The 13,456-nt window shown below is 35.5% G+C and carries 15 protein-coding genes and 1 riboswitch; of the genes, 3 read left to right on the top strand and 12 right to left on the bottom strand.

What is annotated here, in order from left to right:
- Positions 1-249 precede the first annotated feature (249 nt).
- The 6 genes from VQL36_RS01560 to VQL36_RS01535 all read right to left on the bottom strand — a co-directional run bounded on the left by VQL36_RS01560 (position 250) and on the right by VQL36_RS01535 (position 5,692).
- Positions 250-1,269, bottom strand: coding sequence for a thiazole biosynthesis adenylyltransferase ThiF (locus VQL36_RS01560; RefSeq protein ID WP_349247626.1), 1,020 nt, complete (start codon positions 1,267-1,269; stop codon positions 250-252).
- Positions 1,266-2,033, bottom strand: coding sequence for a thiazole synthase (locus tag VQL36_RS01555; protein WP_349247625.1), 768 nt, complete (start codon positions 2,031-2,033; stop codon positions 1,266-1,268). Before VQL36_RS01555 ends, VQL36_RS01560 begins: the two co-directional genes overlap by 4 nt.
- A 1-nt stretch (position 2,034) precedes the next feature.
- A complete protein-coding gene (thiS, locus tag VQL36_RS01550) occupies positions 2,035-2,238 on the bottom strand; it encodes a sulfur carrier protein ThiS (RefSeq protein WP_349247624.1) in 204 nt (67 codons plus the stop codon).
- Positions 2,239-2,291: 53 nt separating this feature from the next.
- Positions 2,292-3,410, bottom strand: coding sequence for a glycine oxidase ThiO (gene thiO / locus VQL36_RS01545; RefSeq protein ID WP_349247623.1), 1,119 nt, complete (start codon positions 3,408-3,410; stop codon positions 2,292-2,294).
- A gap of 20 nt (positions 3,411-3,430) precedes the next feature.
- Positions 3,431-4,033 (bottom strand): thiazole tautomerase TenI, encoded by a 603-nt coding sequence (gene tenI, locus VQL36_RS01540; protein WP_349247622.1) that lies wholly within the window; start codon positions 4,031-4,033, stop codon positions 3,431-3,433.
- A 55-nt stretch (positions 4,034-4,088) separates the two neighbouring features.
- Positions 4,089-4,191: riboswitch (TPP riboswitch) on the bottom strand.
- 52 nt (positions 4,192-4,243) lie between these two features.
- Complete coding sequence (locus VQL36_RS01535) at positions 4,244-5,692, bottom strand: ATP-binding protein (protein ID WP_349247621.1); 1,449 nt, start codon at positions 5,690-5,692, stop codon at positions 4,244-4,246.
- Between the two features lie 205 nt (positions 5,693-5,897).
- On the opposite strand from VQL36_RS01535, the gene VQL36_RS01530 reads away from it, so the two are divergent.
- The gene (locus VQL36_RS01530; protein ID WP_349247620.1) at positions 5,898-6,035 is read left to right on the top strand and encodes a hypothetical protein; all 138 of its coding nucleotides are present in this window, start codon (positions 5,898-5,900) and stop codon (positions 6,033-6,035) included.
- A 108-nt stretch (positions 6,036-6,143) separates the two neighbouring features.
- Here the strand turns inward: VQL36_RS01530 and VQL36_RS01525 are convergent, their stop codons facing one another.
- Together VQL36_RS01525 and VQL36_RS01520 are read right to left on the bottom strand one after the other, a co-directional pair.
- On the bottom strand, positions 6,144-6,419 hold the full coding sequence (locus VQL36_RS01525) for a hypothetical protein (protein ID WP_160646103.1): 276 nt from the start codon (positions 6,417-6,419) through the stop codon (positions 6,144-6,146).
- Positions 6,420-6,486: 67 nt separating this feature from the next.
- Positions 6,487-7,290 carry a hypothetical protein gene (locus VQL36_RS01520; RefSeq protein ID WP_349247619.1) on the bottom strand — a complete coding sequence of 268 codons (804 nt, stop codon included), beginning with the start codon at positions 7,288-7,290 and terminating at the stop codon, positions 6,487-6,489.
- A 703-nt stretch (positions 7,291-7,993) separates the two neighbouring features.
- Here VQL36_RS01520 and VQL36_RS01515 point away from each other — a divergent pair.
- The gene (locus tag VQL36_RS01515) at positions 7,994-8,440 is read left to right on the top strand and encodes an RNA polymerase sigma factor (RefSeq protein ID WP_349247618.1); all 447 of its coding nucleotides are present in this window, start codon (positions 7,994-7,996) and stop codon (positions 8,438-8,440) included.
- Positions 8,421-8,942 (top strand): hypothetical protein, encoded by a 522-nt coding sequence (locus VQL36_RS01510; protein ID WP_349247617.1) that lies wholly within the window; start codon positions 8,421-8,423, stop codon positions 8,940-8,942. The genes VQL36_RS01515 and VQL36_RS01510 overlap by 20 nt, the downstream gene beginning before the upstream one ends.
- Positions 8,943-9,036: 94 nt before the next feature.
- Here the strand turns inward: VQL36_RS01510 and VQL36_RS01505 are convergent, their stop codons facing one another.
- The 4 genes from VQL36_RS01505 to VQL36_RS01490 form a co-directional block, all read right to left on the bottom strand.
- A complete protein-coding gene (locus VQL36_RS01505; protein ID WP_349247616.1) occupies positions 9,037-10,617 on the bottom strand; it encodes a nitrous oxide reductase family maturation protein NosD in 1,581 nt (526 codons plus the stop codon).
- Between the two features lie 362 nt (positions 10,618-10,979).
- Positions 10,980-11,738, bottom strand: a complete 759-nt coding sequence (locus VQL36_RS01500) for an N-acetylmuramoyl-L-alanine amidase (RefSeq protein ID WP_349247615.1) — start codon at positions 11,736-11,738, stop codon at positions 10,980-10,982.
- A gap of 11 nt (positions 11,739-11,749) precedes the next feature.
- Complete coding sequence (locus VQL36_RS01495) at positions 11,750-11,944, bottom strand: BhlA/UviB family holin-like peptide (protein ID WP_349251095.1); 195 nt, start codon at positions 11,942-11,944, stop codon at positions 11,750-11,752.
- A gap of 71 nt (positions 11,945-12,015) precedes the next feature.
- A complete protein-coding gene (locus VQL36_RS01490; protein ID WP_349247614.1) occupies positions 12,016-13,425 on the bottom strand; it encodes a WD40 repeat domain-containing protein in 1,410 nt (469 codons plus the stop codon).
- Positions 13,426-13,456: the final 31 nt, after the last annotated feature.

Genomic DNA, 13,456 nt, shown 5'->3' with positions numbered 1-13,456 from the left:
TTTGTCAATTTAATTCAAAATATGTGCTAGTTGGTTATCTATCAATCGATTCATAACTTCAAAGAAATAACAATAATATACTTCTTAGCTTGAAATGTAAAATACTCTTATGACTGACTTTTGCGAACTTTGCAAGTGGAAGGAATGAGAGTATTTTACATTGGTTTAGCAGTCTAAATTTTCTTATCTTCTTGGGTTTATTCAGAAAAAAGACTCCAAAGCAGGAGCCCTCTAAATTTTTTTCCATTATTATCCCAAATACCGATGATACAAATTCTTAGCCTCAGTAATATCCTTCGTCCCATGCACAAGCACACGCCCATCCTGGAATATCACCATTCGATGTTCACCTATCTTAAAGTTTAAAAGAAAAGGATTTAAATCTATCTCCCCACCTTGCTTTTTCAACGTTTCGGCTAACTGATCTAAATTGAGTTTTTTCGGTTCTGGAGGACGAATTTGCACGGTATTTCTACCACATAAAACAGCTGTTTTTGTATGACTTCCAGCAGACAAGTATGGATAAGTCGGATCTGATCCACACGATTTACAAGAGTCCTTTTTCGCTTTGTTTACATTAATCGCTGTATGCTGGTTTTTCCAAAGATCAAACGATACAAGTTTGTTCCTTAAAGCTTCCTCATCCTCAACTAAAACTTTTAACGCTTCTGTCACCTGATAAGCCACTACCATTTGAACCGCAGGACTAATGACCCCTACCGTATCACAGGTTGCTCCACCAAGGGGCACTGTCTCTAACAAACAATTCAGACAAGGCGTTTTCCCGGGAAATATTGTATAGGACAAGCCATAACTGCCTACACAAGCTCCATAAATCCAAGGAATTTGGTGTTTTTGAGAAATATCGTTCACTAATAAACGGGTATCAAAATTATCTGTAGCATCTAAGATGAGGTCAACACCTTCTACAAGTTGTTCGATTTCCTCTGTTGTCACATCCATTACATGAGCAACGATGTTCACCTCGGAGTTTATTTCTTTCAGTCGTTTTTCCGCAGCGATAGCTTTTGGCATTCGGTTTGTTGCATCCGCTTCGCGGTATAACTGCTGTCTTTGTAAGTTGCTCCACTCCACGTAATCACGGTCAACAATGGTAAGTTTACCAATACCTGCTCTCACTAAAGCTTCGGCATTACCTGTACCTAAAGCACCCGCTCCGATTAACAACACATGTTTTTGAGATATCAGTTCCTGTCCCTTTTCTCCAATGGGAGTAAATAAGGTTTGTCTTGAATATCGATCACTCAAACGGTACTCAACCCTTCCGTTGGACTACTGGCTGTTGCATATCGTTTTTTCGGGATACGTCCCGCTTCGAACCCTAAACGGCCTGCTTCAATGCCTAACTTCATTGCCTGTGCCATCTTCACTGGATCTTTTGACCCAGATACTGCTGTGTTTAATAGAACCCCATCTGCTCCCATTTCCATCGCAATCGCTGCATCCGATGGTGTCCCAATCCCTGCATCTACAATAACTGGAACTGTTGCTTGCTCAATAATGAAACTTAAATTCAATGGGTTAATGATCCCTTGACCTGAACCAATCGGTGATGCACCTGGCATTATGGCATGTACTCCCAAGTCTTGTAATCTTTTTGCAAGTAACACATCATCAGATGTATAAGGTAAAACAATAAAACCTTCAGCTAATAACTCTTCTGTTGCTTTTAGCGTTTCCACTGGATCAGGTAATAATGTTTTAGGATCACCAATCACTTCTACTTTAATCATGTCACATAAACCAGACGCTTTAGCAAGTTTTGCAATACGTACAGCCTCTTCCGCAGTGGATGCACCTGCTGTGTTCGGTAGAAGCTTGAATTTCTCTACTTCAATTCTCTCTAAAAAATTGGGCTGACTTGGTTCAAAGATGTTCATTCTTCTTACAGAAAACGTTAAAATTTCAGTTTCAGATACGTCTACCGCTTGTTTTTGAATATCAAAATCAGGATATTTCCCTGTTCCTAACATTAGTCTAGAATGGAATGAATAAGGTCCTATGTTTAACAAATTAACCGCCTCCTACAAAATGTACAATTTCAATACGATCACCATTTGAAATATTAGTTTGTGCATGGTTTTCTTTTTCCAAAATATCTTGATTTAATTCTACAATCACAACTTTATCTTGCAGTTGAAAATATGCTAACAACTCGGTAACGGAATGAATTGAGCCTGGCACTTCAACATTTTCTCCATTAATATGAAGTTTCAAATATATCACCTCTTTAATTTACCCAAAAAATGAAGCTAACCTCTGTAGTCTAATTATAATAAAGGACGATGAACACAAAACGGAGTTAAATCCACATCATTGTATGGTTTCTTTTCGACTAGGTCCGCGATAATTTCTCCAGTGATAGGACTAAGGAGAATACCATTACGATAATGACCTGTCGCTATAAATAGTCCTTGCCATTCTGGGTGTTCACCTAAGTAAGGTATACTATCTGCTGTTTGAGGTCGAATCCCTGCCCATGTTTTCTCCCATTCCGCGTGTACGATGTTTGGCAATAATCTTTTTGCTTTATCTAATAAACTAGCAATGCCATCAACCGTAACCTTTCGATCAAATGTATTTTCCTTCATGGTCGCACCAACAATGAGTCTGCCACCTTCTTTGGGGACAAGGTAACAACCATGTGAAAAGATTGTCGATTCAAGTATAGGTTTTTGAAATATGACAGAAAAACATTCCCCTTTTACTGGATAATCAGAAGATTCAATTCCAGTTTCTCGCAACAATCGCCGGCTCCATGCTCCAGTAGTTACAATCACATTTTCACTCTGTAGTTCTCCTTGTTCTGTTTTCACACCTTTGACTCTACCATTTTCTAATATAAAGGAAAATACTTCGGTATATTCTTGTATCGTTACTCCAAGCTTTGCAGCTGATTTTGCAAATGCAAGAGATAACTCTGGTGCTGACACATGACCATCGTTTGGAAGATATAAACCACCTAACACTAATTTAGATAAAGCTGGCTCCTTATCACGCAATTCATCTCCAGTGTACCATTCTACCTGTTCCCCAGCTTCTCGTTGAAAAGAAATCATTTGCTTGTACTCGTTCACTTGCTGCTCTGTTACTGCGATCTTAAACATGCCTTTATTTGTTAATATTATATCAATTCCACTCTGCTCCTTGAGCTCATCAGCTAAACTTGGGAACATATTTCTGCTTTTTCTAGAGAGTTCAAATAAAGGTCCTGCTTCTGTCATTTCAGCTTGTGCAGCTAACATACCTGCTGCGGCTTGTGATGCTTGTGACGCTAGTCTTTCTTTTTCTAAAATGATGACATTCAAACCTCGTTTTGCTAAGCTGTAGGCAACAGAGCTCCCAATGACTCCTCCCCCTACCACAATTGCATCGTAATGATTCACCATGTTTTTCCTCTCCATTCGAATCACTTTAGTAGTTGTCGATATGTTATTGCTTCCTTAAGAGGATCTTCCGCTTCCAACAACCCTGACATGACTGCAATACCTGAAGCCCCTGTAGTCATAACCTCTTGAATGTTAGAAGGTTTTATTCCGCCTATTGCTATAACAGGAATTTCTAGCTTTTGTATAAGGGTATCTAGTTCATTCAAACCTCTTCCGGGCAATCCTGGTTTTGAAGCAGTCTCATATACATGACCGTAAAAGACATAATCCACATATTTTTCCTCTATAGACAATGCCTCTTCTAAAGAATGTACAGAACATCCTACTCTAAGATTCGGAAAGGTTTGTTTTACTAATTCAGCATCCAGGCTATGACAAGCTAGGTGAACCCCTGATACACGACTTATTACGGCTACATCCACTCGGTCATTAATCACGATTTTTGAAAGCGGGACACCTTTGTCTTTTAAAAATGATATACCTAACATAAGCTCTTTTGCGCTTTTTTGCTTTTCTCGAATATGGAAAGCTGTTACATAGGGATGTATCTGCCCCGCAATATCAGCAAAACGTTGTAATGAAGCTTTCCCATTCGAAATCACATGCAGTTCACGTTGAGACATAAAAAAACCACTCCTTCGTACGTAAAGAGTGGATTGATGTTTTAGTTTAAAATATGACATCTCATCTTCACTTCCCTACGCTGGAATAACCCAGATCAGGTACAAAGGGTCCAGAATAATTATTCTATCTCAGCCGATCGGCTCCCCTAGTGTATCTTTCAATATCTTAACATGAATGCTTACAACGAAGCAATGAACGATTCTTGACGATTATGTATTCGAATCTTGTGTTAAAGGTAAAATTATATCCACACTAGTACCTACATTTTTAATACTATGAATATGAATAGTTCCTTTATGGTTATGTATCATCTTTTCACTTAACATAAACCCTAAACCTGTTCCTTCTTCCTTATTAGTAAAGAAAGGTTCGCCTAACTTACACACTTCTTCCTCATTCATCCCACACCCATCATCCTGAATGCTAATCAATACTTTGTTATCTTCGTTCATGTTAACTACAATAATGATATTTCCTCCAGATGGCATGGCTTCAATCGCATTTTTTAATAAATTAATGAACACTTGTTTCAATTGGTTTTCATCACAATCAATAAATGGAACTTTTTCTTCTATGTCCAATTGCAGTTTCACATTATTTTGTGTGGCTTGTATTTCAATTAACGTCAGTACATCCTTAAATATGTTATGTATGTTTTTATGTTTATATGTTATCTCTTGCGGTTTAGCCAGTACTAACAACTCACTTAAAATCAATTCGATCCTGTGAAGTTCTGAAGTCATAACCTCTAAAACTTCCTTGTTCATTTCCTTACCATGTTTAATTAAGTTTAAAAATCCAATTAAGGAAGTAAGAGGATTTCGAATTTCATGAGCCACTCCAGCAGCTAACTGACCTACAACAGATAACTTTTCCGATTTAACTAACATTTCTTCCGATTGCTGAAACTTTTTTAAATTCAAAGATAATAGATTCACTCTTTCACTCAATAAACCAAGTTCATCTTTTCGATTTACTTCTACTTGAACTCCATACTTCCCGTTATTAATGTCATTTAAATTTAGTAGAATTTTCTGCAGGGGGTCTACGATAAATCCAGCTAAAATATAACTAACGAAGATAATAATTCCAATGGCTGACATTAAAATCAAGAGGGTAAAACACAATTGGTTATTTAAAACTTTCTGTATATCACTATAATCAAATACAATGCCAATAACATACGGTTTATCCATCTCTATTGGGGTGAATATTTTCATTACTTTTTGCTCTTGTAAAGTTGAAATATAACTCATAGTTAGACCTGTATCTAGTGCTTGTGTAATGAAATCCACATCTGTATCTGCATGATAATCATACTTTTCTAATTGTATAAAATCATTAATGGATTGAGATTGATTGTTTTGAGCGAATACAGGCACTTCTTTATTTGTATTCGGAGCAAATCCAGAAATTTCTAATATACTTTTATTGTTTGCATAATTCATCTTTAGCAAATAATCCGGTACATTAATATAGAAAGCGTTTTCTGAAAATTCAAGAAAAGTAGCTAACCGATTAGCCAACAATACCATCTCATGCTCTTTTTCTTCACGTAAAATCTCTCGAGTAGAGAAATAATTAAACGTATTATTTAACAACAGAATCAAAATAACAGTTGTAGAAAAAATAATGGATAGTTTTGTTTTCAGCTGCAAATATCATCACCCCTCCTTTCACGTTTCATAAATCAAGGAAGAAATAACCAATATTTATAATTATAGCTTGAATTTATTTAATTTGAAACACCAATCGACAAAATTATTGTTTTTGTTACTAAGAGATAAGCATGTATGCATAACATTTTAACAAATATCAAAAGATACACATGTAGTATAATTTTAATAAGGGAAGTGAGTTCATTTGTCTAGAAATACAAACAATAGAGCCAAACAAAAACAACAAGGCAATGACCAAGATGACGATACAGCAAAGTCAAAGCATAGAAATTCAACAAATGGTGAACCTGCTGAGAGAAAAACCGTAACTAATACTTCATAATATGACAAGTTATGTTCTTTTCTGATAAAAATAAAGACTAATGAGATAGATGCTGTTCTCATTAGTCTCGTCTTCATTCTATCCAGCTTTAAATAATTTTTTTAAAAATTACCTTCCATAATGAGTTTGATTTTCAACTTCTTTCAGGTTTTTAATTTGTTGATTTAATCGTTCCTCTATTCTATCTGCTGGCTCTTGATTTTCACTACCTTTAGCTTGATCGAGTGCATGTTCTGCTCTGTTGATGGCATGCTCCGCTTGTTGGAATGTAGTTTGGTTAGGATGTGTCTGTGCTTGTTCAACAGCATTTTCTGCTCTTTGCGCTGAGTTTTGGGCTTGGGAGATTGGATTTTGCCTTTGTTTACTCGTGTTTTCACTTGGCATGGAAAAACCTCCAATACTTTTTTTAGTACTTTCACTCCTTATAGTGAGGAGTTAAAGGTTTTTTTATTCATGCGCTCAACTTTTCATTATTCTTATTGCAAATTTCATCTAGCCATGAGGATTTTATTTTGTTTCCTTCAATCAATTGATGCTCCTTTAAACATTTTACTAGATCTAAACCAGATATAAGCTTTAAAGAGGAGCAACTGTTTTTTATTTCTTTTTGTGCAGAAACTGTAAAATAAGATGTAGTAATATATAGACCCATTTGACCTCTATTTAATTTGGTTAAAATTCGATTAATGTGTTTCATTTCAACAGGTGTTGATGCTTCTGATTTTCTAACCTCTGCAATATAGTCCATTTGCAATGGGATTAAACCATTGATATTCATAACACCAGAAAATAAGAAGGATGTTTTTAGAGGTGACATGCATTCTTTAAAGGAACTTTTTATATTTAAAACCTTTTCACATAAAGCAAGGATCACTTCTTGAAAATCCTCATTCGATAAGGAATTTAAATGTTCTAAAACGGCAGCTTCCTGCGATAATTTCTCTGGTATTTGAGTCTTATGATTTTTGAAGTTAATAGCTGCTTTTTCCTTGTGAGGTGTGATGAATTCTTTTTTTGTCCATTCCTGTCTTGGTGCAGTTGAACTCAAAGCAGGTTTAATGCGAACCACTGGTGCTGTAATCGGAGCTTGTTCATTTTTCACTCGTTCGTATTCCTTTTGTATATCAAAGGGTTTATAGAATTCATTAACGGTGTAACTTCCATCGTTCTCATCCAAAGTCTTTAAATGATTTAGAGAATAAATAATAAACACCCCTACTATAGTAAAAAAGAGAACCATTAATTCCATTTCCATAATAAAACCCTCCTAATAATTTCAATAAGCTTGTACTATTTCAATTTGATTAGTTAACTATATGAACACAGAAAGAGATTTATGATGTTTTTTTAGTTTCTTTTAATAAAAACAAAAGGTGGTAAGCTGAACCTGTGGAAAACTACAAACTTATCCACAATTTATCCACAAACTGTTAACAACAAATATATGTTCTATTTTTTTCATTCCATTGACCAAACAAAAGCAAGTATTGGTTACAGACTGCGCTGGATTCATAGGACTCATGAAAATTTCACTTATCAACAAATCTGAAACTATGCAGACGTAGGTATGTTAATTAAGGATGTAGACTACAAACCAAAAACTACAATTGAAGAAGGAATCAGTCATTTTGTAGATTGGTATTTAGATTATTATGAAGTAAAAAAAAGAAATAGCTCATGATTTGAATTTAATAGCAAAGATATTCTTTACCATATATTTCAATTTTATGGTTGACTAAATAAAATAAAGCAATTATAATAAGAACAAATGTTCCTATTTTTATTAAATGACTCATTCCCACTGGTGTTGCCTCTGTTAAAAAATGTATACTCGGCACAAACAGCCCTCTTTATGCATCGCTGCTTTTTTAGTTATTGATAGCAATGCATATCGTAATGATCAGTGTTCGGTATATATACCAAAATATTGCAATAACATGGGAGGGAAAATGAGAAAAATGACAATACAATCAATGAAAGAGATAGAAGAAAAGAATCATAACAAACATTTTAGAGTCAGTTATGCGCTAGATGATATTAAAGGTGTCAGAAAATTATTAAAAGATCGATTCATTATTTCTAATCGACGGTATAAAGGAGATACAAAAGCAAGCGACATTTTACTAGATTTAAACACTGCGATTGAACTAGCAAATCTAACAAAAAGACAAGCTCAAACGTTCATATTAGTGTATGGATACAGACAATTTCCTCAACAACAAGCAAGTGAAATTCTTGGAATATCACAAAAGCAAGTAAGCTCTCATCTTCAAGTTGCACTTTCAAAGATCGCTCAAGTATATAAGGATTGGAAATATAGCGAGATAGTGATCAAGATATGTTCAGATCATAATTCATGTGAACATGGATGGGAGGGCGATATCATTGAAAGCAACTACGGATGAATTGGACAAGAAGGTGGGCATGCTTAAAGAGTGTATTAAAGAAGGAAAGAGCTTTACATTCAATCAAATATGTTATGAAGTTCAATTGAGAGAAGAGCGGATACGATGTATTGAGGCCATCATAGAGAAGAACCATCTAGAAATTAGCAAATCTCAGTCCTCAAGCCCTCATCTTCTACAACAATTGGCTGATTTAATTCTATATGAGGAATTATCTGATGTTAACCCTTATAAGGTACAACGTGAGGAGTACCCAATAATGAGTAGTTGGCAGTTTCATTTACGACAACAACGCGAATATAATATGATTTTAGCTGAAGAGATGGATGTCAATTATATGAAATGCAATCCTCCTGTACGTAGGAAACGAACCGCTAAAGAAGAGTGGATTCGTGAGAAAAATGAGCAGGAACGCTTACGTAAAATCAATGTTTTTTACTATGAATTTTCTAATCCAAGTCCAATCAAGCAATACTCACTTAAAAATAGTGGAAATATTTAAACACAATTTAGACAAAAAAACAGCCGGTTCCCTTTGGTTAAGAATCGGCTGTTAAGTATCTAATAATGAGCTCTATCATTCAATTGAGAAGTCGTTAACAGCCACTCTCACACTGTCCAGCGGGATCGCTTGTATTACATACATTGTTTGCAACGGTGTTCGTATTTGGATCAACGACAAGATCTATATCATCATTATCGAGGGCAGTATTTTTAATCACGATATTTTGTTCACTAGTTGATGTTACGTCAATGCCGTTAACCTTATTGTTTGAAACCGTGTTTCTTTCAAGCGTGTTATTGTCAGAACCTTCTAATTCTATACCATCAGAACCATTATTTAGAACGGTATTTCTTTCAAGTACATTGTCGTGAGAAATTTCTAACTCTATCCCGTCAAACCCATTATTTAGAACGGTATTTTTTTCAAGCGTATTGTCGTGGGAGACTTCTAACTCTATTCCGTCAGAACCATTATTTTGAACGGTATTTTTTTCAAGCGTATTGTCGCGAGAGACTTCTACCTCTATCCCGTCAAACCCATTATTTTGAACAGTATTTTTTTCAAGCGTATTGTTGAATGAACCTAATAATTCTATACCATCAACACTATTATTTTGAACGGTATTTCTTTCAAGCGTATTGTTGAATGAACCTTCTAATTCTATCCCGTCAAAAACATTATTCTGAACGGTATTTTTTTCAAGTGCATTGTTGTCTGAACCTTCTAATTCTATTCCGTCAAAAACATTATTCTGAACGGTATTTTTTTCAAGCCTATTGTTGTCTGAACGTTCTAATTCTATCCCGTCAAAAACATTATTCTGAACGGTATTTCTTTCAAGTGTATTGTTGTCTGAACGTTCTAACCCTATCCCATCAGAACCATTATTTTGAATGGTATTTTCTTCAATCGTGTTGTTGTTGCCAATCAATAAATTTATACCATTAAGATCATTATTCTGAACGGTATTTTTTTCAATCCAGTTGTCGTTACTAGTCATTAAAGTTATACCATTAAGATCATTATTTTCAATGATATTTTTTTCAATCGTGTTGTTGTTACTAGAAGCTAAAGTGACTCCACTAACACTATTATTTTGAACAGTATTTTTCTCAATCCTATTGTCGTTACTAGACGCTAAAGTTATACCATGAATACTATTATTTTGAAAGGTATTTTTCTCAATTGTGTTGTTGTTACTAGACGATAACCATATACCCTGAACACTATTATTTTGAACGGTATTTTTTTCAAGTATATTGTTGTTACTAGACGATAAATTTATACCATCGACACTATTTTCTTGAGATATATTATTTTCAATCATGTTGTTGGCACTATTCAATAAACTTATACCACTAACACTATTATTTTGAACGGTATTTTTTTCAATCGTGTTGTTGTTACTAGACGATAAATTTATGCCATGAACACTATTTTGGATAGTAAAACCCTTAATCGTGACACCTGAAACGCCGTTAAGAAAAAAACCATTATTAGAACCTTCTACAACAGGATTACCTATACCTTTGAGGAAAAGGTCATTCGTTGAGACAGTTGTGCCAGCGTAGGGTCCACCTGATACAAGAACCTCGATGGTATCACCTGGATTGGCCGAGTTAACCGCTTCTTGAATCGTAGGGAACTCAGTTGGAACGATAAGTGTATTCATATTTTCATTTCCTTTCCTTTTTTTATTGTCTATTTATTTTGAGACATGTATTATGGATTTCTATTCCTTTAATCATCTTATGCGCAGATAGAAAAAACGTATAGACGAGGGTTTAGTTTTTGATAAAAAGGGTGAATAACGGATAGATAGGATCTGAAAAACATGAAGGAGACAGAAAATGAAACTATCAAAAGTAGCAACCATCCATTCTAAGTCTGGTATTCTTAAAAGTGATTTTTTTGTTCGTGGGATAGAGAGAGGTTAGAGTGGGTGTGATAACAACAAAAGGCTCATAGTCACCATTACGGTTACAGAATTTCCCGAATGGGAAGCCCACTCCTCAAAACACAAAGGGTTGTATTCTATTTTAAATCGTTTTTGACATAGTGAATAATTCTGTACGCAGTGACTGCCAACTCCGCTCGAGTCAGCGTTTGGGAAGGTTTAAATGTTCCATCGGTATAGCCGTTCATAATCCCTAAATCAGCTACTTCTTGAATTTCTGAGTAACTCCAGTGCCGTTTACTCACATCCCTAAAGCTACTCTTTTCTTTTAACTCAAGGCCATATGTCTCTACAATTCCGTAAACAATTCCCTCAGCACATAATTGTCGGTACCGATCAGACTTTAACAGCTTACAAGATTGTTCGTTTGTCATAAACTCGCATTCAACTAAAATTGCCGTCATTTCCGTCTCACGTAATACATGAAAGTTTGCTCCTTTCACTCCACGATCTTTTCTTCCTGTTAATTGAACCAACTGATTTTGTACATGGTTAGCAAGTTTAACACCTTGTGCTGGAAGGGATTTATAAACAAATGTTTCTATCCCAGTGACTTCATTCCAATCACCCAGATAAGCATTGGCGTGGATGGAGATAAACAAGTCTGCTCGCCAATCATTAGCTACATTTGTTCGTTCCTTTAATGGAACATCTCGATCAAGTTCATGGGTGAAGATCGTTTCTATACTCTCATACTGAAGCAATCTTTCTTGAACATAACCTGCAACCACACGATTAAACTCGAATTCTCTTAAACTTTCATCTGGAGAACGTTTCCCCTTTGTTTCTGGTCCATGTCCCGCATCAATTGCAACTTTAAATAATCCATTTGGCATAATCGCATCAACTAACCCTTCATCTTATTTTCAAGTTTATCGATCTTGTCTATTATTAAGTCATACTTTTCTGAGAACTTATTAAGTAGAGCATGAAGCCGATTCTCTCGCTCTTTCCCCTCTTTTTTTGTTGTATATAAAAGCCAAACAAAAAGGCCTGCAAACGGCCCTTGTGTCATAAAAAATGTGATTAATTCATTATCCATATCCATTTCATCACCTCATTATAAATTTATATATTTCGTAATTTGGTATATCTCAGAATTTCTTTGTACTCTTATATAGAAACGCGATACATACCTGAAATTTTATGAACCATAAGATCATCGCTTCCCGTATAAACAAAACCATCTGCATCCACTGCAATGGCCCAAACTGCTTCTGTATGTCCAGTGTAAGACCATAACTTCGTACCATTTGGTGATATCTTATGAACCAATTCTGTAGGGGCTGTCTCAATTCCTAATCCAACAGCATAAATATATCCATCCTGATCTACTTTTATATTGTCTATGGTTCCATTAGTTTCTGCTCCTCCCCAAGACCATACCTTTGTTCCATTTGGGGTAATCTTATGAACAGTTTTATCCCAACTCCCACTATACACATAACCTTCTGCATCCACATCGATACCATAAACAGGGCTCGTATGCTCAGTATACACCCAGATCTGGGTTGCATTGGGTGAAATCTTCTGTACACTTTGATTCCAATCTCCCGCATAAATGTAACCTTCTGTATCTAATGCGAGACTTTTCACTCGAAATAAATCTTGCGAGTATGTCCATACCTGACTTCCATTCGGGGTTACTTTGTGTATAGTCCCATCAGAACTCGCCGTGTAAATGTAACCTTCTTGATCGAATTCAATACAATCTACAACCCATGTATGTTCTGCATAGATCCATATTTGACTTCCGCTTGGTGAAATCTTATGCATTGTATTATCGAAGCCTCCTGAATATACATAACCATCATCATCAATAGCAATCGCCTTAACAATGTCAGTATGACCGGAATATGTCCATATATGACGACCATCAGGTGTAAGTTTGTGTAGTGTTTGATCGTAACCACTTGTGTATACATATCCAGTTGTATCCACATTAATCCCCCGTACTCTATCCGTATGTCCATCATAAGACCAGATAAGACTATCAAACATTAACGTTGGGAATTGTTCTTCATGATGAACGGCAATTGATTTTTTAATGGTTTTAATATCATTGGATAACTCAAAAAAAGTATCACTGCCACTAGAATCTTTCGTATTATCTACGTCAATAATAGCGGTTGCGATCGCTTCTTTCCCATCACTGACAGATTGAAAAAGTTCGGATAAAGCTCCTTCTACGTCTTCTGAATTAAAATGTCCATTTACATCATCAATTGTGATGTTATTAGCTGTAAGTTGTATAGCTGATACTTGAGAGTCCGTATATTTTCTCGCACTCTCTTCTGCTGTATCTGCTTTTGCTTGTGCACCTGTTGTTGTTTCTTTAGCATTCCACGTGCTCCTCTCCGCTTCTGTAATATGTGTTGTTGTATTTGAAGCATGAGATTGAAAATTATCTTTCGTTGCAACTTGTTCATCGATAATGCCCCAGTTCTCATTTAAAGAATGACGTGAGACATTTTCATTGCCCAAAGGTTTCTTGATTCCTAGATTAGGTGTTAATTCCGGCAAAATGAACCCTCCTTTCATTCAATCCAATCAA

Origin of the sequence: Chengkuizengella sp. SCS-71B (assembly GCF_040100845.1) — a bacterium.
In the GTDB taxonomy this organism is placed as follows: Bacteria; Bacillota; Bacilli; order Paenibacillales; family KCTC-33759; genus Chengkuizengella.
This window is presented reverse-complemented; position numbering and strand designations above follow the sequence as displayed.